We start from the raw sequence: 20,942 nt of genomic DNA on the forward strand, positions 1-20,942 counted from the left end.
GCCGCCGTTGCTTGCACTGGCTCGTGTGCTCGCTGCTGGCTGTCTGCGTCGCGGCCCCGGCCACCGCGACGGATGCGCGCCTGCGCACGGTGGTCTACGACGCGAACGCCGTGGTCACGGTCCAGGTGCGCCGCGGTGTCGTCACGCACGTGCTGCTGGGTGAAGACGAGGTGATCCGGCAACTCGCCGCCGGTCAGGGCGGCGACTGCACCAAGCCCGAGGCCCTGTGGTGCATCACGGCCCAGGCCGGCGACCGCAGCATCTTCGTGAAGCCGAAGGCAGGCGCCGCCGTGCCGAACAACGTCGCCGTCGTGAGCGACCGCCGCATGCACGCGTTCCGCTTCGTCGTCCTGGCCGATCAGGACCGGCGGGAGCCCGTCTACCGGCTCCAGGTGACGCCGCCGGCGCCGATCGGCCCGTCGCGCGGGGCCAGCGCCAACCTGCAAGCGGCGCCGCTGCCGCTTCCCGATCCGCCCTCCGATGCCGAGCGTCTGCAGGGGCGCCTGTTGGCGGCACCCGAGGTGGTCAACGCCTCGTACTCGATCGCAGAAGGCCGCGGCTCGTCCGACATCGTGCCCACGCTGGTCTTCGACGACGGGCGGTTCACCTACTTCCGCTTCCCGGGCAACCGCGAGGTGCCGGCGGTCTTCCATGTGCTCGGCGACGGCAGCGAGACGCTGGTCAACAGCCGCATGGAGGGCGAACTGCTGGTCGTCGATCGCGTCAGCCGGCTGCTGAAGCTGAGGGCGGGCAGCGCCGTCGTCGGGGTCTGGAACGACGCATTCGACCTGGACGGCCGGCCGCCCGTCGACGGCACCACGGTGCCCGGCGTGGCGCGGGTCCTGAAGTCGCCCGGCGAACCGACCGGCGAGCCCGAGACAGGAGAGCGGCCATGACGAACGACGCGACCCACACGCCGCCGGCATCCGACCCGGCCGAGCCGGAGGAGGGCCGCGTGCAGCCGCTGCCGGGTGAGCCCGGCATCCCGAACGTCGCCACGGCACGAGGCCCGGCGATGTCGAGGAAGGGGCTGCTCGCAGTCGCCCTGCTGGTCGTCTCGCTGGTGACGGTGTTCGGCGTCTCGATCGCGCGTTTCGGCGCGGGCGGAGCGACGTCGAGCGAACCCAAGCAGGCACCGGCCGCGAACCGGCCGTCGGCCGCCACGGCGGAGCCGAAGCGCCTGGACCTCGCGGCACGGACCGCGTCGCCCAGTTCCCAGGCAGGCCCTCTGGTGCCGGCGATCGACCCGGCAGCCGATCTGCCGGCTGAGCCGATCGGCGTCCGCCGAACGGGGGACACCCGTTCGGTGGAAGCTGCGCCTCGGTCGACGGCGCCCGAGGACGCCCCCGTCCTGCTGGTGACGAGCCGCCCCTCCGAGGGCCCCCGAACGGCGGCCCCCTCTTCGGAGGGACGCCCCGAGGAGGGCCCGCTCGACGAGACGCGCCGCAACCTGGACGCCTACCAGCGCCAGCTCCGCGAGCTGATGCGCTCGCTCGACCCGTCGGCGCCCTCCTCGGCAGGCACCCCGATGGGGGGCCCGCTCGGGAGTGCCTCCGCTCGGGTGCCCCCGAACGCAGGCACCACGAAGGGCCCCCTCTTCGGAGGCCAGCTTGAAGGCTCAACAACACCGCGGGTGGCCGCCGGCACCCTGGGAAACCGCAGCCTGACCCTGCCCAAGGGCACCGCCTTCACCTGCGCGCTCAAGACGCGCGTCATCAGCGCGACCTCGGGCATGGTGGGCTGCCAGGTGCAACGCAACGTCTACGGCGAGGACGGCCGCGTGCTGCTGATCGAGCGCGGCTCGCATCTGGACGGCGAGTACCGCATCAATGCCGTGCGACCCGGCATGGTGCGCATCCCCGTGCTGTGGACGCGCATCCGCACGCCGCACGGCATCACCGTGGACGTCGAGTCGCCCGGCACCGGCCAGCTTGGCGAGTCCGGCATCGAAGGTCATGTCGACAACCGCTGGGGCGAACGCATCGGCGCCGCGATGCTGCTGTCGCTGATCGACGACTCGGTGCAGCTCGTCGTCCAGAACCAGACGAGCCAGCGCGATGCCGACACGATCGTGCTGCCGTCGACCACCGGCAACACCAGCAAGCTGGCCGAGAAGGTGCTGGACAGCACCATCAACATCCCGCCGCTGATCTACCAGAACCAGGGCGGCATCGTCGGCATCTACGTCGCACGGGACGTCGACTTCTCGTCGGTCTACGAGCTGCAGCCCGGCGGGCCGCTGGAGCCGCGGTGATGCACGCCGCCCTCGAAGCCGGCCGGCACGACGGAGCTGCCTGGAACGGCGACGCCACATCGGTCACCGAGTTCCTGCGGCCGCTGCAACAGCACCTGGACGCACCCGGTGTGCTGGAGGTCTGCATCAACCGGCCTGGCGAACTGCTGGTCGAGACCGGCGACGGCTGGCGCACCCTGCCGGCGCCCGAGATGACGCTGGAACGCTGCCTGTCGCTGGCCACCGCGGTGGCCACCTGGACCGACCAGCAGGTCAACCAGGAACGCCCGCTGCTGTCGGCCACGCTCCCCGGGGGCCAGCGTGCGCAGTTCGTCATCCCGCCAGCGGTGACGCGCGGGACGGTCTCCATCACGATCCGCCGCCCGGCCGATGTCATCCGGACGCTGGACGACTTCGACCGCGAAGGCCTGTTCGCCAGGGCGGCGCTCCCAGAAGGGGACCGTGCCCAACGCCTTCAGCCCTTCGAGCAGCGGCTGCTGGAGCTGCAGAACCGCGGCCACTGGGCCGACTTCCTGCGACTCGCGGTGCGGGAACGCCAGACCATCGTCGTCAGCGGCCGAACCGGCTCGGGCAAGACGAGCCTGATGAAAGGCCTGTGCGAAGAGGTACCGCGCCACGAACGGCTGGTGACCATCGAGGACACGGCCGAACTGGAGCTGGCGGGCCACACGAACGCCGTCCACCTCTTCTACAGCAAGGACGCGCAGGGCACCGCACGCGTGAGCGCGAAGTCGCTGCTGGAGGCCTGCCTGCGCATGCGGCCCGACCGCATCTTCCTCGCCGAACTGCGCGGCGAAGAGTGCTTCTCCTTCGTGCGGCTGGCGGCGTCGGGGCATCCGGGCAGCATCACCACCGCCCACGCCGGTAGCTGCGCACTCGCGCTGGAACAGATGGCCTTGATGATCCGCGAGAGCGGCGCCGGCGGCGGGCTGCGCATCGACGAGATCAAGCAGTTGCTCTCGATGGTCGTCGACGTGATCGTGCAGATCGAGCACGACGAGCGCGGCCGGCATGTCTCCGAACTGCGGTACCAGCCGAGGGCCTTGCGGCTGGCCAGCGGCACGGTTGCCCCGGGAGGCGGTCAATGAACGGCGCGCTGGCCGGCTGGTCCCGTGCGCGGCTTGTGGCCGCGCTCACCTTCGGCGTCGTGACGATGTCGCTGCTGGGCACGCTGGCGCTGCACGCGTCGGCTGCTCTCTTCCTGCTGTTGAGCGGCGCGGACGTGCGCCAGGCCCGACCGCTGGCCTACCTGGACTACTGGCAGCTCTATGGTGACGACGCGGTGCTGCGCCGCAGGCTGGTCGTGGCCGGCACGGGCGCAGCCGCCGTCGGCTTCGTCGTGCTGCCTGCGGCCCTGCTCGCCGCCATGCGTCGCAAGCGGCCTCTGCACAGCGCCGCCCGCTTTGCGACCGGCGCGGAGATCGCGGCGGCGGGTCTGCTGGCCACGCCGGCCTCCGGCCCGGCCATCCTGGTGGGCCGGCTCGGCCGGCGCTACCTCGCACTGCCCGGACAGCTGTCCGTGATGCTCTCGGCGCCAACGCGCAGCGGCAAAGGCGTCGGCATCGTCATCCCGAACCTGCTGAACTGGCCGGACTCGGTCATCGCGCTCGACATCAAGGGCGAGATCCACGCGATCACGGCGGGCTTCCGGGTCGCCTGCGGACAGGCCGTCTACGCCTTCTCGCCGTTTGACGAGCAGGGCCGCAGCCACCGCTGGAACCCACTGTCGCACGTGCGCACCGGCCCGCTGCATCGCGTTGGCGACCTGCTCGAGATCGGCCAGGTGCTCTATCCCAGCGACGGCGGCCACACCTCGTCAGAAGCCTTCTTCAACGACCAGGCGCGCAACCTGTTCCTCGGGCTCGGGCTGCTGCTGCTGGAGAGCCCCGACCTGCCTCGCACGATCGGCGAGTTGCTGCGCCAGTCCTCCGGCCAGGGGCGTTCGCTGCGCGAGCACCTCAACGACACCCTCCGCGGGCGGCGGGAAGCAGACAACCCGCTGAGCGACGAATGCGCCGATGCGCTGCAGCGGCTGCTGGGCAACTCCGACAACACGCTCTCCAGCATTGTCGCGACCTTCAATGCGCCGCTGACGATCTTCGCCGATGCGGTGGTCGACGCCGCCACCAGCGCCGACGACTTCGACCTGCAGGCCCCGCGCCGCCGCCGCATGTCGGTGTACGTGCGCGTGCCGCCGCACCGGCTGGCCAGCGCACGGCCGCTGCTCAACCTGTTTTTCTCGCAGGTCGTCAGCCTGAACACGCGCACCCGGCCCGAGGAGGACGCCTCGCTGCGCTACCAGTGCCTGCTGGTGAACGACGAGTTCACTGCAATGGGCCGCGTCGGCATCCTGACCAGCGCGGCCGCCTTCCTGGCCGGCTACAACGTGCGCCTGCTGACGGTGGTGCAGGCGATGTCGCAGCTCGACGCCGTCTACGGCGACAAGGAAGCGCGCACCTTCGCGACGAACCACGGCCTGCAGATCCTCTACGCCCCGCGCGAACAGCGCGACGCCGACGAGTACAGCGCCATGCTCGGCACCTTCACCGAGCGCGCGACCTCGCGTGGCCGGAGCCGGGCCCTCGGGATGCGCAGCCACACGACGGTGAGCCGCAACGAGAGCGACCAGCGCCGCCCGCTGCTGCTGCCGCAGGAGTTCAAGGAACTGGGCAGCGAGCGCCTGGTGCTGATCCTGGAGAACTGCAAGCCGGTGCTGGCAGACAAGATCCGCTATCACCGCGAGCCGGTCTTCCGCGACCGGCTGCGGCCCGCGCCGGCGGTGCCGGCGATGGACGTCGAACTGCATCTCGCCCGCGTACAGCGGCGCGTCAGCGAAGCGCCCGAGGAGATCGGTCCGGACGACGGGTTCTCGCTGGAGCAGCTCGCGCACGACTTCTCGTCGGTGCCCCCGCTCGCCGAAGACGCCGGGCCGGAAGAGATCGGCGGAGTCGTCGACGCCTTCTTCGCCCAGACGCGCGTGGCGAAGGCCGCCGACGGAGGCGAGATCGAGCAGGTGATCTGCGAATGACGCCAAGGAGGAACCACCATGCGCCCTGCCCTCATCGCAATCGCGTTCACTGCCACGGTGATGGCTGGCTGCGGCTCGGCGCCGCCACGGCCGCCCGAAGCGGACGAAGCCAGCCGGCGCCCGGCCAACACGGCTGCCGCCGTCGAACTGCAGGCCTGCCGCAGCGGCCTGCAGAACAGCCGGATCGCCGCAGCCGAGGCCCGGCGCGAAGCTGACGTGGTCCGCACCCAGGCCGTGCTGACGCAGGCGCGCGCCGCCGCTGCGACGCCACCCGCAGCCAACACGATCTTCGTGCTGCGGTTCCACTCCGGCAGCAGCGATCTGGATCTGTCGGCCGACGAAGCGCGCCAGATCGCGGAGGCCGCACGCGACGCGCCGCTGGTGGTGCTGCGGGGCCGCACCGACGGCAACCGGGAGAGCGCTGCCGAGAGCCGTGTTGCGCGGGAACGTGCTGCGGCCGTTCACGCGTGGCTGGTGCGGGCCGGAGCGGACCCGGCCCGCGTCCGGGCCACCTGGCAGCCTGTCGGCGACCACGCGGGCGACAACGGCGTGGAACCCGGGCGGGCGCTCAACCGCCGGGTCGAGATCGAGATCTACCGGACCGCGCCGCGGTTCGTCGCCACCGGCCAACCGGCAAACCCGTGAGCTTCAACGCGTGCAGCGCACGCCAGCGAGGTGACCATGGATCAGGACAGCACCACCGGGCGCGACCGAGGCGGCAGCGTCGAACCCGCAGACCGCGCCGCCATCGCGAAGGCACGCGCCCAGACGCCGCCACAGCGAGGCGAGACCTTCGAGCTGCGTGACCCGCTCAACGAGACGACCTATCGCGCGCCGACGATGAAGGAGATCGTCGCGCACGCCGACCGGCTGCAGGCCACGCGCATCGTCGCCGTGGGCGAAGACGGGTCCCGCACGCCAATCCACAAGATCGGCGGCCACTGGGAGCGGCAGCCGACGCTGCGCCCTCACCCGCCCGCACCCGAGCAGGCCGTCAGCGACGAGGCAGGAACCACCGCCAAGCGCGCCGCCCCGCGCGAGACCGCAGGCCGCGACACACCACCGCAGACTGAAGCCCCCAAGCCTGCCACCGCGCCAACGGCCCGCGATGAACTGGAGGCCCTGCGCGCGGCCCGTGCCGCCGAGATCGAAGCCGGTCTCAACGAGCGCTACGTCGTCAAACACGCGACGCTGACCGGGGACCTGACGCCGCTTCGCCGTACCGAGTACCGCTTCCGGGGCGACGTGCAGCGCGTGGCCTTCACCGAGACGGCGTTCAAGCTGACCACCGATCAGGACCACCCTTCCATCGCACGGTCGATGGTGGACGTCGCCGAAGCGCGCAACTGGAAGGCGCTGCGCGTCACGGGCAGCGACACGTTCAGGCGCCAGGTCTGGATGGAAGCCACGGTGCGCGGGGTGCGCGCACTGGGTTACGAGCCCGATGCTGCCGATCTGCAACTGGTGCAGCGCGAGCGCGAGGCCCGCCAGCACAACCGCATCGAACCCGCGAGGGAACTGTTCTCCTCGCCTGCCGAATCCTCTTCCGAAGGCGCCAAGGCCAAAGGCAACACGGGCCGCGGCGGCGGTGGCCGCAAGGCGGTTCTCGCGGCGCTGGAAGCCGTGCTCGTGGACCGCAAGGTTCCACCGAAACAGCGCGCTGCCGTGATGGCCGCCGCCGAACAGAACCTCGCCAGGCGGATGCGTGACGGCGAGACGCACCGGGTGAAGGTCTACGACGCACAGGCGCCGTCGCGGCGCACGGAACCCAGGCCGACGCGAGATCCGTCGCGCGTGCCAGCCGTGGAGCGCGCCTTCACGCAGCCGACGAGGTGAGGCGATGCACGCCGCAACTATGGTCGTGGCGAGCAGGCAGCCGGTCTATGCGGGGATCGAAGAAGCGATGGCGGCCGGACACCATCGCGACGACCGGCCGCTGTGTCTGTGCGTGCCAGGTGGCGTGCCAATGTACCTGGCCCGGCATGGCGCCCGCCTGCTGGTCAAGCGCATGCCGCTGTCGGGCTGGCAGCACGCGCCGGACTGTCCGCACCACGAGCCGGGCCCGGAGCGCGACCACCGCGGCAGGGACGCCGCTTCCACTGCTACGGGGGTGACGCCCGGCGTATCGAAGCCCGCTTCGGCATCTCCAGGTCTGCCGGGAGGGGCTGCCGACCATCGCGAGGAAGTCGCCCCAGACAACCGCATCTCGCTGCTCGCGCTGCTGCACGAGCTTTGGACGCGCGCCGAGCTGACCCGCTGGCATCCGGGCTTCGCCGGCAAGCGCCACTGGGGCGTCGTTCGCCGCCACCTGTTGCTGGCCGCCCGGCAGACGCGCACGCACACCGGCATGCTCGCCGAACGCCTGTACGTGCCGGAGGTCTTCAACGTCGCACGTGCGGACCAGATCCGCGAGCGGCGTGAGGCCCGATGGCGGTCGATGAGCGGCGCCGGCAGCGAGTCGCCCTTAATGGTGGTGGTCGGCGAGATCAAGGCGCTGCGCCACGCCGGTGGCTTCGTCGAGGTCTGGCTGAAGCATCTGCCGGACCGCCCGTTCGCCCTTCGCGAAGCGGCCTTTCGAGCTGCGGAAGCCAGGTTCGGTGACGAGCTTGCCCTGTGGCGCGCTCACGCGGACGTGCACCTGGTCGCCGGGGCGACTGCGGTCGCTGCCACCGCAGGACCACCGGCACTGCTTGAGCTTGCGCTGATGGCGTGCAACTCGGGTTGGATCCCGGTGGCAAACGAGGACGAACGGACCTTCTTCGACAAGCTTGTCGCCGAGGACAAGCGCTTCGAGAAGATCCTGGTCCCGCTGCTCGCCGCCCGCGATTCCACCGATACGCAATCAGCCGCGCGGAGAACGGCGAAGATGACCATCGAGCGCCAGGCCGAAGCCAAGACCCCGTAGCATCTCGCGCAATGGCACTGGGAAATCGGACGTTGGAACTTCTGCCGGAATCGGAAGAGATGGGCGCCGCCGCGCGCGAGCGCGCCGCCCGAGAGGTCCGTGAGCTTGTGAGCCGCTACCGGATCAGCGAGACGGACCTTCGCCGGGTGCTGGACGAGGTCGAGCGAGAGCGCGAGAAACAGGTGCTCGTCGAAACCCGCAAGGCCGAGAAAGCGCTTCGACACGCCCGTGAACGCGCCCTCCATGTCGCCCGACAGTTGGTCGAGTTCTGGCGCATCGAGCCGCGAGAACTCACCGGGCGCCAGCCAAGCCCCGCGCGACCCGACGCGACGCCAGCCGTCAAGTACCGGCACCCGGTCACCGGCGAGTCGTGGAACGGGATGGGTGCGCAGCCTGAATGGCTTCGCCGGGCGCTCGGGAAGGAAGGTTATCGCGTCGCGGAGCTTCGCGCGGACGCTTCAACAGCGGCAGAAGACTCCTGACCCCGGGCTCGGACCGACGCACAGCGGTTTCTTCGAAGACATGCCGACGCAGGTCTGCGACATCCCCTCTCGAAGCGACGAACGGCCACTGCGGACTGGTCACAGACAAGTCAAGACTGAACTCGCCTGTTCGGAGTCGGGCGCGTTAAAGACAGTTTGCGCCAAAAGCCGCTGCTCGGCGCGTCACCTCTGAGATGCCCGCTTCACGACGAGAACGCGCAGAACATCAAGCGGCCGCCTTCGTGAGCGGCCAGCGGCGACTCACCTTCACTGCAAACGTTCGATTCTAGGAAGGTCTGCGAACGCCCCTGCAACACCTGGCTTGCCCGGCCCCAGTAAGCAATTAGCCTGAACCTGTCGAGGAGGCGCAAAATCGATCAGTACGCCAGAGCCGACCCTGGCGCGCTCGAACAAGGATCAATCAAAATACGCGCAAGAGGAGGAACTTGTATGACAATTGGACTGGCTATCGTCCTGAGCCGGGGCGTTGTGGCGGTCGCTGATGGGCGCGTGACGAACGCACTGAACGTAGCCGACGCAACGCACGACAATTGCAACAAGCTTGAGCACGTTCACCAGCGGTTGCTAGCCGTCATCGGCGGTGTCGAGATGGTGAGCCGGCGAGCAGTGCAAGAGGTAAGGGAAAGAAATGCAAGCGGCCCTCGCGAGGTTATTGCGGCAGCTGCTGAAGGTCTCGACTTCGGTTGGTCAGTTCTTAAGACTGCGCATCCCTCAGAATACGCGAACCACAACCACTTCCGGGCAGCCGTCCTGCTGGCTGGCGTTGACGAGGCTGACAAGCCGTACGTCGGCCTTGTCGACCAGAGGAAGGGGCACGCGATGTTAGTAACCGGTCCCAATCAAAAACATCTGGCATTCGGAATCTTCAGCACTGACGATGCGGCGAGCCACAATGTCATGGACGCAGTCCGCGAGAGAATCCAATTCCTGCCACCGGACGAACAGGTCGGGGCGAGAATCCTAGCTCAAGCGGCCGCCGGCGCTATCGGCGAAGTCGCAGGTCGATCTCGTACAGTTGGCGGCATCGTCCGCGCGGCGTACCTCACGGCGACGGGCTGCGAGGAACTGCCCGTCTGAGACTTGATTGACAGAACCCTGATGTTGCCCCTGGCGCCCGTAGACAATGTGCTTCTGGGCACCGATGAAGGCTCGGGCCTTGTGTGTGGGCTGGCATCTTTCGCAGTGACTGAAGTGGGCTGGCCTTTCACTTGAGACTGAGTACAGTCGTCCGGCGTTTGGCCCTCAATGACTGCTCCCGCTCTTGTCATTCATTCGCTACTCTTAGAGTGGGGCTGCACTGATACGCCTAGGAAGCGCGCGGCCAATCTTCGGGGACCAATTTAAGACCGTCACGCCAGCGCTCCCGCAGCTCGGCTTGGAAGCGAGTGTCATCTCCGAAGTCAGGGTGATCTGTGATGATCACCTGAAACTTGCCGTCCAAGCTGGCGACCACGTCAAAGATCAGGCCGAAGAGGCGCTTCACGGCCTTGCGATCGGTGTCGATCTTCTCTTGAGTCACACCCTCGCCTGGTACGGTGTCCGGCGAGAAGTGCGCCTGCGACAGCTGATCCAGTAGAAGGAAGGACGGCACTGGCCGAGCGCGGCTCGCGAACCAGGTGTGCAGGGCCAGGTGAGCCACGATGTGGTAGCCAACATGGTTTTCGCCACTGCCGATCTCGCGCATCGGCACCGGCCGCTCCGGCGTGTCCGCCACGATGGTCAGGTTGCGTGGGTCCAGGCGCAAGGGTGTATCCGAATACTCCAGTTCGATCTGCTTGGCGTATTTCCACAGATACTGGTTGACGTTGGACAGGCATGACTCCATCTTGGCCTGGATGGTGTCGGCACTGACTGCCTCATCGAGCAGCCCCTCCTGCAGCCGCAGTTCCTTCAGACGCACCTGCTGCTCACTGAGGTCCGGCATTTGTGGGATGTTTTCCATGTACAGGCTAATCCGGCCGAGCACCATGGCCCGTCGCGCTTCCATGTCCGAGGCCAGTTGCAGACGCTGGTTGCCCCGTTTGACCGCCGTCAGCAGGACGCGGTTGTCTTCCATGCGGCGCCGCACATCCGAGAGCTTGGTCTCCACATCCTGGATAGCGGTCTCGATGCGCGGGGTCGCCGAATCCACCGCGCCACTGCGCTCGCCGATGTAGTCCTGGGCGGCGCGCAGGTCGCCGATGGACGGAACCCGTGAGGCTTCGGGCAACCCTTGCAGACACAACGGGCAGGATTGTCCTGGCTGGTCATGCTCGAAGACGCTAACTGCCTGCAAGCGTGCTGTGTGCTCTCGGGCCTCCGCCGAATAGCCCTTGGAACTGCCCTCAAAGCTGCGGGCACGCTCAAGCGTGGACTGCAAGTTGCGTTGCTCCTGCAGCAGTTCGCTACGCACCGCGGAAAGCCGCCGGAACTCGGCGCCGCCGTCGACCTCTACAGCCGCCGAAGGCACTGGCCTGTTCTGGATCTCGCGGAGCGTATCGAGCTTCTCCTGCCAAGATGCGCTGTCAGGAAGCTCGCTCATTCCGACCGATTTGGCTTCTGCCAGCAACGTGTCCGCACGGCCCACGCCATCGCCTCGGATTGCGGCGGCTTCCGCAAGCCGGCGATCAATCTGGCGGATCTCGGCGCGGATGCGCTTGAGTTCCTGCTGATTTGCGACGTAGTCGTCGGTGACCGCGCCTAGGAAGTACGGCAGGGTGTCCTTGATCGCCTGCGCTACGAATCGATCACTGGAGCCATGGAACAGGTGCTTGCGCTGCGCGATCTCGTTCTGCGATTGGAAGCAGAAGGTAAGCGCATGGCTGATGGTGGCGGCTAGCGCGTCGCGCGTCTGCCCTGGCGGCGGTTCGTGCAGGTAGTCCGACAAGCCGGCCCAGGAGGCCAGCAGCGAACGCAGTCCCTCTCGGTTGGTCGTCTGACGCAGAACCGATGCCGGAGGAATGTCGACCTCCATGTCGGTTTGAACGTAGACCTTCTCGTTGGACTTGCCGTCCCCTGTCGGCAGTTGCCGCGCCACAAAGGCCTGGCCTCTGGGTGTTTGCAGCAGCAACGCAAACCAGGCCACATTGCGGCGGACCTTGCCCTCGGGCACGTCAATCTCCTTGGCCCCGAAACAGTAGTCGATGATGCCCAGGATGGCTGACTTGCCCGTGCGCGAGTCTCCGGAAATGATGTTGACGCGGCCTGGCTCGAAGGGCACCACTCGGTGGCGTCCGTCGTGGCTGTAGATCACCACGGCGCGAATCTGAATCATGCTTGAACTCCCAATAGCGCCAACACGGTTGGGGGCGCCCCCGCTTTGCACAGCCATCGACCGACGAACACCGCCTGGCGCATGCAGTCCCTCACCTCAGTGCTCGATGCACTCAAGTAGGTTGTGATCTTCCTGGTTTGCGATTCGCCGGCGGCAATCCAGCGGCCATCCACCACGAGAAGTTGGTGCTGCGCGCCGAACAGCAAAGCCTCGCGGACCGTCTGCCGCAACACGACCACGCCCTTGGCGACAGCCGATCGCTCCAGCGGGTGATCGTGCACCCATGTGGCAAGCGAACTCGTGATAGTGTGGGGCAACTGCTCTCGCGTCTGGCCACGCAGGACGAAGCTCGCGCCCACGAATGACAGCTCGAACGGCAGCGCCACCTGGCCTGTTCTGAGCGTCGCTGCCTCGGTGGCGTAGCCACGCGCGAGATGCCACATCGCGACGGCACAGAAAGCGGGGTTGAGCAGGTTGCGTTGCTCGATGGTGCGATCCTGCCAAGCCGTCATGTCCTCTTCCTCTGCGCCGCCGCGTCGAGAGCGGCTTTCAGCCGGGTCTCGAACTGTGGATGCCAGCCCACGCGCATGTCCTCCGCGAGCATGTGCAGCGAACCACGGCAGACCCAAGGGACATTGACACCCGAACGGATGGAGATATGGGCGTCTTCCGCCCACTTCAGAAGGGCGCGGCCCGCCTGTGCCATTGCCGCATCGGTGGCGTCCGGGCCGAGCTCGTCACAGATCTGGCCGTACTGCAGCTCCCATTCGGCCTGCAAACGCTTGTCGTACTTGTCCAGGTCGGCATCGAACAGCAGGTCGTGGCGGGTCCAGGCCGAGCGTTGCCGGAAGGCCTGCAGATAGCTCGTGATGGCGTTGCGAATGCGTAGCTGGCTACCGCTAACCAGTTCGACCTGTTTGTAGAAGGGGCGATCAGCGAACTCCGGGAGTTGTTCCAGCGCGACCATCAACGCGTCGAGGTCTTCATCGATCGGCAGTGCGTCGGGCTTCAGCGATTCCTGGATGTCCGAGATCTGCGCGTCGATCTCGGCGCGAGGGATGCCGCCCTCTGGGTGGACCAGTTCATTCAATACCCGCTTGAACCACCAACCTTCGAGCATCTGCACCGACAGCGCCTGATGGTTTAGCGAGACATGGTAGAGCTCAGACTGCAACTGCTCTGTGATCTCGACGGCGTCGGGCTGCGACGGGATCACGTACACCTGTGCCAGCAGAGCTTCGCGCTCAGCCTCCTCCCGCGCGAGGTAGGCCTCGAAAGATGGCCTGAGCTCGCTGCTTGTGGAGCTGGTCGCTGCATGCTTCAGGCGCTTGGCAGCTTCGGCAACGTTGCGATCGCGGCCTTCGATACCCAGGGCGGCGCATGCGCTTCCGGGCACGGCCGCAGCGGTGGTGATCAGGAAGCGCGCCGTGCCAAGCGGAACTTCACCGGTGGCCAGACCGACCAGCCAGACGCGCAGCGTCTTCCAGAGTTCGGCACTCAGATCCGTCAGGTTCGCCGCCGCCTTCAGCGAATGCTTGGCCTGCAGCACCGCCTGCGGCTCTCCGCCGACCTCGAAACTCACGTCGTCTAGTGTTTCTAGGCTAACGACGAAGTCGCCCATACGGCTGCGGCGGACTGCCCATAGCAGGGCGAGCCGGACCTGGTACAGATAGCCCACCATCGACGGTGCAGCGCCGAAGGTCGAGATGCTGGGCGGGATCATTGTGAATGCCTCACGTACTGAAATCGAGCTACGCCACGGCAACGCGCGGCACGCCAGCTGTGTCGAGCAATTTGTAAAGCGGCGCGACCTTCGTTCGCTGGCCGCGCTCAGGCGAGTAGGTGAAGATCACCCTCTGCTTGGCCCGAGTGAATGCGACGAAGAATCCAGCAGTTGCATCGACCGGGTCCTGGGTGTAACTCCACCAGGCGTCGTCATCGAGCCCGACGAAAATGACGGTGTGGTACTCCAACCCTTTGCTCTTGTGCAGAGTCATCAGGGGCAAAGCGTTGGTGCCGTCATAGGCGTCCAGCGCCGCACACCAGTCATGCGTTTTCGCGGCGCTGGCTAGTAGGTGCCGCACGACGCTGCTCTCCACCTCGGCGAACCACTTTCCCTGGCCATAGGGCGCGTGTGCAGCAACTAAGGCATTGGGGTTCAGGAATGCCAGCACTGCCAGGACCATGGACCGGGCTTGTGCTTCGGTGGATGGGGGCTGAGGGTACTGTCGGAGAAATGCGCTGGCAAAGCCATCCAGATCGCTGGCCAGCGCGCGCCGGGCCCGATCATCGGTGGGCTCAACGCCGCGCAACTCGGCCAACGCATACTGTGCCTCGATCCAACTCGAGCCGCCGCGTGCGGCGCACGCCAGGCGCAGCATTACGAGCACCAACTCCGAAAGCGGCTCCGTCAACAAATCCTGCAACATCTGGTTGCCAACATAGGCGGCTTCGTTGCGAACATGGATGCCGAAACCGGCGAAAGCGGGTGTCAGCACATTGGCATAGTCCTCGGCCTTTTGCCGGACCAGCAGCACGAAATCGGTGGGCTGCAGGCCGTGCTCGCGCATTTGCTCCGCGACGTAGGCTGCGAGCCTGTAAGCCTCTGCGCGTGTACTAGAGAATTCCCAGATGGAACAGCAGCCGTCAGAGATCGTTGCCCTGGCCTTGGATTCGGGGCGCACTGCGTTCGGATCCAGGGCCTGCGCCAATACGTGCTGAATGCGGACTAGTTCGGGCGATGAGCGGTAGTTGCTAAACAGCGGGATACGCTTCGCCGCGAAGGACCGCTCAAAGAAATCGAACGGGTCCTTCATCGCAAACGCGAAACGCATGATCTGCTGCTTGTTGTCGCCGACGACAGTCATTACCGTCGAGGTGCCAAGGAAGATCGTCCGGACCAGATCGAGCTGGGCTTGGGTGGTGTCCTGGAATTCATCTATGAACACATGCGAATATGTTAGGGCCAAAGCATGGCGTACCGCTGTGTTGATGCGGACTAGGAGTTCGGCCAGGCGACTGAGCATGGGGAAAGTCAGGTAGCTGCGCTCGAAGCTGCGCAACTGTTGATCCCAAAAGTACTGACCTGCCCACCGACCGGCTGTGGTGCACGACCATCCAGCTTGCGGCAGGGGGCCATCCAGGACATGGCGCCGCTCGAACGCGGTGGCCGGGGTAGTCTGAACGGCCACAGCTCCGAACGGGTTGTCCTGCGCCTGCGCCGCACGCCGCAGGAAGTCGATCCAGTAAGGCTTTTTGGGAAACAGAATGTCGTAGTCGGGTGTCGGCCGCCAGCGGTCCGGCAGTGCTTGGCCAAAGCGATCGACAAGGCCTTTGGCGAATGCGTCGAAAGTCAGCGAGTCGAAGCGCCGCGCGTGATCCGCGTGGCAGCGCTGGCGCACGCGGCGAGCTAGGTTGCGCGCGGCGTCGCGCTTGAAGCTGATCGCCAGAATTCGCTGCGGGGCAGGGGACGCGCCTGTCTGCAAAAGAAAGGCGGCCCGCTGCGCCAGTAACTCCGTTTTTCCGGCGCCCGGTCCAGCGAGCACCGAATAGTGCTCGCTGGAGCGCACCACAGTCAGCGCGTTGGGCTCAAGGTTGTAGACGCTCACCGGCAGCCAGTCGGCCGCTGGGATGCGCCGCGGCGGCAGCGCCGTGCTCACAGCTTAGACACCTGGGCGGCGATGTGCTGCAGCACACTCCGGAGCACCGGTGGCATGCCGGCCCGCAACGCGGGCAGATCGATGTGCGCCAGGGCGCGGAGGTGGGTGGCGGGCTTGCTATGAGTTAGGAAGTGATAGCGATAGGTTGCCATGTGGGCGGAGAAAGGCTGGGCCTCGCCGATGTAGTCGGCCAGGCCGGTGCCCGCCGTTCCTAGGACAACCTGGGCGGCAGCCTCGCTAGTCATGCGAGGTCCCGTCCCCTCGATGGTGGCTGCGTATGCGGCGGGGAAGGCGTGCAGCATGGCCAGATCGAGATCCAAGGGCCAGGAGAAGAAGACCGACGACGAGCGCTGCAGATGGTCGAGCCAGCCTTGGAGGCACGCAACATTCCAGGTGTCCATCGTTGCGAACTGCTCGTCGGTCAGGACCGCTCCGCCACGAATGGCCATGATCTGCTCACGAGAGGTTCCCATTGCAAGCAGCTGCTGCAGCACGTTCTTGACGCGGCCAAAGCCACCGCCGTCGCGCCCCAAGTCGAGGTCGAGCAGCGTCGCATATGGAATTCCCAGTCCCTTTAGGAGCCGCCAGAAGTGATTCACATGGCGGCCACCAAGCGGCACGATGGCCACGAACGAAGGATCGACCAGGAGGTCCAGGGCCTCGGCCAGCCGCGGCAGCACGATGCGCTCGGAGTCACCCTCGACCAGCAGAACAAAACGCGCGAAGTACAGCTCCGGAAAGGCCAGGAAGGCATTGCGGACGAACTTGATCGCCTCGACGTTGCTGGCGGGCGTCGGGATGGGCTGGACGGTCGACATTCCGCTGGCCGCATGGCGTCGGCAATAGCGCACGTCTTCGGGCGGGATGCGCCCGAGCACCGAGGGCGCATGGCTGCTGACGAAGGCCTGCCCGGCACCAGTCTCCACGAGACTGCGAATCTGCATCAGGATCCGCGCGAGGTAGTACGGAGTCACGTGGTTCTCCGGCTCCTCGACCGCGAAGAGGGTCAGGGAAGGCACGCTGAGTTCCTCGGACCGGAACCCATCGATCCGGCCTGCCACTGCAGCCCGTTCCACATCGAAAACGGCCGCTGCCAGCGCAAAATAGAAGAGGGACTGCTGCCCGTCGCTCAAGGCCTCAAGCCCGCGGTCCTGGCCCGCTGGGCCGCGCTTGAACATCACACCGATGCCCGCGATGACTTCGTTGAAGCGTCGGCTGGTCAAGCTGAGTTCCGGCGCGCAGTCGATGTCGCCCTTGTGCAGGGCGTCCCAGCGCTGGGACAGCGCTTGGCTGATGGCCTGGATGGCCCTCTCGCCGCCAAAAGCGGACGCCAGCTGTTCCGTGGCGGCGTTGACCGCGGCCTGAGTCCCCGATGACCACTCTATCGCCCTGAGTAGCCTCGCGGCCAGAGCCCCGGTCGTAGCGCGAATCTGCGGAGCTGCATCTCGGCTGGCCGGCGTGTAGAACAGTTGGATCAAGCCACGCTCAGCGGGCGCCACCGGCAACGCCTGGTCGTCGCGGACGATGGCCTCGGCGGTCCGGATCCAACTCAACTCCTGGCTGACAGTACCTTCGGCCGTACCGTCATCATCCCAGCGAGCGCGCAGCCGCAACCGGCACAGCGGAGTACCACCGGGTCGCTCCACACGTAAATGACGGAATACTGGAGCCACCATCGCCGCAGTGGCGCTACCGTCCGCCAGCTCCGGCAAACTCAGCCTCACATCGATTGTCAACGCCCGCGATTTGGGACGCTCGGTCTCGGTGGGTGGCACATGGAAGTCAGAGAGCACGACCGTGCGCAGCGTCCGGGTCACCCCGAACAGGCGCATGAGGGCTTGGAGTGCCGCTGTCTTGCCGGAAGCATTTGCCCCGACGAACGCGGTCAGGCCCGAGCTGAGATGGATGACCGTCTGCGGGCCGTAGCACCGGAATCCAGTGATGGCGACACTTTCGATATGCATTGGCACCGCTCCCTGGTTGCCATTTATTGTTCCTATGCGCCAGATCTACCGTCGACTTCGGAATGCATGCATTGGCACTTCTGGCGACGCCGGATTCTGGCTTGAACGCTTGCCTTGTGACAGATGGTAGCAAGTCATTGCACGCATTCGCCAGGGCCCGATCAGCTCCGGCGTAGCCGCTGGTCTCAGAGCGAAAGAAAGCGGTAGTACGCCCAACCGAAGCGTAGGACCGGAATCGCTGCACACCGGTCGCCCACCGCCTTCGCATAGGCGGATAGCCAATATGCCGGTCACAGGCTACGCATCAACCATGACCACTTGCGGGCCGCCAGCCTTGGACGAACGGCTGCCCTCGCCTCTCAGGACATCGGCCCCGCGTCGTACCCCCCGACGTCGGCAAGCCGCACGAGAGCAACAGCGTCCCGCAGGGTCCCGAAGATCCACTGATCGACGTCGCACAGCTCGATCGGCACCACCGATCGCTTGTCCTGGCGGTCTGCAGGCAGCGTCGGATCAGGCTTGTGCATCCTGTTCATCAGCGGGCAGGCGTCCGCGTTGATGGTCAGCATCGTGTAGCTCTCGACGATCTCGCCTGTCGCCTTGTCGGTCCAGGTGCTCCACAGGCCCGCCAGCCCCCAGGGCTGGCCATCGGCCCGCCGGAAGCGCCACCAGACGTTGCGCCCTGTCTCCCAGTTCGGCTCGTCGAACGACAGCGCCGGGATGATGCAGCGCCGCCCGTTGGCCCAGGCATCCTTGTACGAAGCCTTCTGGGGGAGCTCCTCGAAGCGAGCGTTGTTCGTCGAGTACGTCAGCTTGGCGGTCTTGGCGAACCAGGGAATCAGCCCCCATTGGCCAACGACCGCCTCGCGCTTGGCCTCGCTGTCGTCGCGCGCAGCGCGGATGAACGGTCCCTGGGCTCGCGGGAAGATCTCGGCTCCGCGCCAGGGCTGGCGGGCACCGACATGCCAGTAGCGTTCGACGGCCGCAGCGTCGGGAGCGACGTACCGGTTGCACATGGGCGGATGGTAGGTGCCCAACCCTTCGCCCCGAACCACTCGATGTGAGGGCCCGAGGCATCGGACGCTGGCTCCTGGCGCCGGGTCAGGTCGACCCGGCTTTCCGCTACAGCTCAGCCGCGGTGTGGCCCAGACATCTCGCGTTCCGCGCCCTGCGATCGATCCAGGTCGCGCAGATGCGCCCGCACGCCCGCAGCCAGTCGCTGATCCCCGGGCAGTGCTGACCGCTGCAGCGCGTCTGCGATCTGCGACCAGGCGTGCCGGCCCTCGTCGAGAGTCCGCCTCGAAGCCGTAGCCAGCGGCCCAGCGGGCCGGTCGCGCAGCAGCCTGCCTTCCGCCCTCGCCCTCTGCTGCCACAGCGCGTCGTATCGCCGGACGATGCCGCGAGTGCCTTGCCGGGTGGCCTCGGCCTCGATGCCCCAGACAAGCAGCTTCTCCGCGAAGGTCTCGCGCCAGCGGTGCAGGTCGGCCTTGCGCGGGTTGAGCCGGCGGCCATCGGCACCTTCGGCACGCACGCTGAGGTGCACATGCGGGTTGGCCTGATGGTCGTGCAGCACCATCACGACCTTGTGCCCTGCCAGTTCGTCCCTGGCGAACTCGCGGGAGGCCCGAAGCACGATCTCGGGCGCCGCCGACCCGCGCGGCATCGACAGCATGATGTTGAACGCCTCGCGACGCGGGCTCTCATCGCCGATGAGCGAGCCGCCGTAGCGCCACTCATCGGCCACTTCGCGCAGAGCGTCCTTGCCTCTGGACGTTTCCCCGCGCTCGTTCTCGATCTCCAGCCGCCCGTTCTTGCTGATGTAGCGGAAGTGCGCGGCGATGGCCTTCATGCCCCGGCCGCCGCCGGTGACCTTGACCATGACCTGCGGCACCCGCCGGATCACGGTGGCCTCGATGCGGCGGCGGATGGCGTCGGCCCGCTGCTGAAACGGCGGAAGCCGTAGCCGCGGCTCTGGCCTCGCGGCGACACGACGGTTGCCGGGGTAGAACAGCCGGTCGCCCCATTCGACCAGGACGCCGTCAATCGACTTCGGGTCGGGCATGTCGCCTCCTCAGGTGGGTGGAGTGGCGCGAAGGCTTCGGCCAGCGCTCGGACAGCAGTTCGGCGCTGAGCGCGAGATGCGCACGCACGTCGGCGTTCAGCGTGTCGAGGCTCTCGCGGTACTGGCGGGCAGCGTCGACGGCGCCCATGCGCAGCAGCGACGTCAGGTGGCCCAGATGGCGGCTGACGGCGGCGAGTTCGGCGTTGGAGCTGGTCAGGGCGGCGAGCTGAGCCTCACGCTGTTCAGCGGAGAGGACTCCGCCGTCTGCACGAGCCGCCGCGAGAACGAAGGCCCCGATGGGAAGGCCTGCCGTTGCAGCGCGGGCGGCGAGTTCACGCGCTTCGTCGGCGGCCAGGCGCAGGCCGATGCGCACACGGGGCCGGCCGCGACCCACAGTCTCCGGCGGAGCTGGCTCTTCCGTGTTGTCAACACCGGCAGCAGCAAGCGCCTCCCGCACCAGCGCCGAGACGGACACGCCGCGTGCCGCGGCGCGCGCCAGCAGCGCGGGCTTCATGCCGCGCAAGTCGACCGTGACGAGGTCACGGTGACCAGCGGCCGAAGAGGTGGCGGAGTCCATCACGGAGGCCTGTCTTACATCGGCGCCACGGCGCCTATCCTGCACTCATCTGGACTTCAGTATTGGTCTGGATCGTGGCTTGGATTGCGCTGGAATCGGGCCGAGTTCCAGCACGGCGAGCGAAGCACGATCGGACCTTCGGACGGTCCGCGCTTGGCGACCGGACGGCACGCGGGCCTCGGGAAACGGCTGCCGCTGTTAAGCCGCTGAACACCTGAAGGGATCCCGAGCCGAGCAGCGCTGGCCAGCACAATGGTCGAATGACCGCCATGTGGACTGTGCGCACGGTGGGCCCCGACGATGCAGCGAGCATCGCCCGGCATCGTTACTTCCGGGGCGAACCGCAGGAAGACCTCGACGCCTATACCGCGTGGGTCGTCTCGCGCATCGAGCGCGGGACGTACGTCGGTTTCGTCGCTGAAGCCGAAAGCCAGGTGGTGGGTGGCGCCGGCGCCGTCCTGCTCGACTGGGGACCGACGCGGGGCGAGACATCAGGCATTCGAGCGCGGATCGTCAATGTCTACACCGAGGAGCCCTGGCGCAAGCGAGGCATCGCCAAGGCGCTCGTCGACAAGGTGATGGGCGCCTGCACTGAAGCCGGTATCCGTGTCTTCAGCCTTGCGGCGTCGGAAGAGGCGGCACCCATGTACCGCGCCCTGGGCTTCGCGCGCTACGCCAACGAGATGATCCTGAGGCGGAGTTGAGGTCCGCCGGCGGGAGCACCGGGTCCGCGAGCG

The 20,942-nt window shown here is 67.0% G+C and carries 18 protein-coding genes; 10 read left to right on the forward strand and 8 right to left on the reverse strand.

Annotated elements, in window-relative coordinates:
• Nucleotides 1-23: 23 nt before the first annotated feature.
• The 9 genes from LOC65_RS14470 (at nucleotide 24) to LOC65_RS14510 (ending at nucleotide 9,767) form a co-directional block, all read left to right on the forward strand.
• Complete coding sequence (locus LOC65_RS14470; protein ID WP_230247973.1) at nucleotides 24-896, forward strand: TrbG/VirB9 family P-type conjugative transfer protein; 873 nt, start codon at nucleotides 24-26, stop codon at nucleotides 894-896.
• Nucleotides 893-2,254: a type IV secretion system protein VirB10 gene (virB10, locus tag LOC65_RS14475; RefSeq protein ID WP_230247974.1), complete on the forward strand. Its 1,362-nt coding sequence runs from the start codon at nucleotides 893-895 to the stop codon at nucleotides 2,252-2,254. The genes LOC65_RS14470 and virB10 overlap by 4 nt, the downstream gene beginning before the upstream one ends.
• Nucleotides 2,254-3,342: a P-type DNA transfer ATPase VirB11 gene (gene virB11 / locus LOC65_RS14480; protein WP_230247977.1), complete on the forward strand. Its 1,089-nt coding sequence runs from the start codon at nucleotides 2,254-2,256 to the stop codon at nucleotides 3,340-3,342. Before virB10 ends, virB11 begins: the two co-directional genes overlap by 1 nt.
• Nucleotides 3,339-5,282: a type IV secretory system conjugative DNA transfer family protein gene (locus LOC65_RS14485; protein ID WP_230247979.1), complete on the forward strand. Its 1,944-nt coding sequence runs from the start codon at nucleotides 3,339-3,341 to the stop codon at nucleotides 5,280-5,282. Before virB11 ends, LOC65_RS14485 begins: the two co-directional genes overlap by 4 nt.
• Before the next feature lie 18 nt (nucleotides 5,283-5,300).
• Nucleotides 5,301-5,927: an OmpA family protein gene (locus LOC65_RS14490; protein ID WP_230247981.1), complete on the forward strand. Its 627-nt coding sequence runs from the start codon at nucleotides 5,301-5,303 to the stop codon at nucleotides 5,925-5,927.
• Between the two features lie 36 nt (nucleotides 5,928-5,963).
• On the forward strand, nucleotides 5,964-7,118 hold the full coding sequence (locus LOC65_RS14495) for an LPD7 domain-containing protein (protein WP_230247984.1): 1,155 nt from the start codon (nucleotides 5,964-5,966) through the stop codon (nucleotides 7,116-7,118).
• 4 nt (nucleotides 7,119-7,122) lie between these two features.
• A complete protein-coding gene (locus tag LOC65_RS14500; RefSeq protein ID WP_230247992.1) occupies nucleotides 7,123-8,187 on the forward strand; it encodes a DUF1173 family protein in 1,065 nt (354 codons plus the stop codon).
• A 32-nt stretch (nucleotides 8,188-8,219) separates the two neighbouring features.
• Entirely contained in the window at nucleotides 8,220-8,669 is a 450-nt protein-coding gene (locus LOC65_RS14505; RefSeq protein WP_230247995.1) for an H-NS family nucleoid-associated regulatory protein, read from the forward strand.
• A gap of 450 nt (nucleotides 8,670-9,119) precedes the next feature.
• Nucleotides 9,120-9,767 (forward strand): hypothetical protein, encoded by a 648-nt coding sequence (locus tag LOC65_RS14510; protein WP_230247997.1) that lies wholly within the window; start codon nucleotides 9,120-9,122, stop codon nucleotides 9,765-9,767.
• A gap of 229 nt (nucleotides 9,768-9,996) precedes the next feature.
• On the opposite strand, the gene LOC65_RS14515 is transcribed toward LOC65_RS14510, so the two are convergent.
• The 8 genes from LOC65_RS14515 to LOC65_RS14550 form a co-directional block, all read right to left on the reverse strand.
• Nucleotides 9,997-11,943: a DUF3732 domain-containing protein gene (locus tag LOC65_RS14515; protein ID WP_230247999.1), complete on the reverse strand. Its 1,947-nt coding sequence runs from the start codon at nucleotides 11,941-11,943 to the stop codon at nucleotides 9,997-9,999.
• Nucleotides 11,940-12,455 (reverse strand): three component ABC system middle component, encoded by a 516-nt coding sequence (locus LOC65_RS14520; protein WP_230248000.1) that lies wholly within the window; start codon nucleotides 12,453-12,455, stop codon nucleotides 11,940-11,942. Before LOC65_RS14520 ends, LOC65_RS14515 begins: the two co-directional genes overlap by 4 nt.
• On the reverse strand, nucleotides 12,452-13,666 hold the full coding sequence (locus LOC65_RS14525) for an ABC-three component system protein (protein ID WP_230248002.1): 1,215 nt from the start codon (nucleotides 13,664-13,666) through the stop codon (nucleotides 12,452-12,454). The genes LOC65_RS14520 and LOC65_RS14525 overlap by 4 nt, the downstream gene beginning before the upstream one ends.
• Before the next feature lie 28 nt (nucleotides 13,667-13,694).
• Nucleotides 13,695-15,602 (reverse strand): UvrD-helicase domain-containing protein, encoded by a 1,908-nt coding sequence (locus LOC65_RS14530; protein WP_230248007.1) that lies wholly within the window; start codon nucleotides 15,600-15,602, stop codon nucleotides 13,695-13,697.
• Complete coding sequence (locus LOC65_RS14535; RefSeq protein ID WP_230248300.1) at nucleotides 15,599-17,566, reverse strand: ATP-dependent endonuclease; 1,968 nt, start codon at nucleotides 17,564-17,566, stop codon at nucleotides 15,599-15,601. The genes LOC65_RS14530 and LOC65_RS14535 overlap by 4 nt, the downstream gene beginning before the upstream one ends.
• 359 nt (nucleotides 17,567-17,925) lie before the next feature.
• Nucleotides 17,926-18,582: an SOS response-associated peptidase gene (locus LOC65_RS14540; RefSeq protein ID WP_230248009.1), complete on the reverse strand. Its 657-nt coding sequence runs from the start codon at nucleotides 18,580-18,582 to the stop codon at nucleotides 17,926-17,928.
• A gap of 113 nt (nucleotides 18,583-18,695) precedes the next feature.
• On the reverse strand, nucleotides 18,696-19,628 hold the full coding sequence (locus LOC65_RS14545; protein ID WP_230248012.1) for a relaxase/mobilization nuclease domain-containing protein: 933 nt from the start codon (nucleotides 19,626-19,628) through the stop codon (nucleotides 18,696-18,698).
• The gene (locus LOC65_RS14550) at nucleotides 19,606-20,205 is read right to left on the reverse strand and encodes a hypothetical protein (protein ID WP_230248018.1); all 600 of its coding nucleotides are present in this window, start codon (nucleotides 20,203-20,205) and stop codon (nucleotides 19,606-19,608) included. Before LOC65_RS14550 ends, LOC65_RS14545 begins: the two co-directional genes overlap by 23 nt.
• 260 nt (nucleotides 20,206-20,465) lie before the next feature.
• Between LOC65_RS14550 and LOC65_RS14555 the strand changes: the two genes are divergently transcribed.
• Nucleotides 20,466-20,909, forward strand: a complete 444-nt coding sequence (locus LOC65_RS14555; RefSeq protein WP_230248025.1) for a GNAT family N-acetyltransferase — start codon at nucleotides 20,466-20,468, stop codon at nucleotides 20,907-20,909.
• The last annotated feature ends 33 nt before the right edge of the window (nucleotides 20,910-20,942 follow it).

This window comes from Rubrivivax sp. JA1055, assembly GCF_020966565.1.
GTDB classification, from domain to species: Bacteria; Pseudomonadota; Gammaproteobacteria; order Burkholderiales; family Burkholderiaceae_C; genus Rubrivivax; species Rubrivivax benzoatilyticus.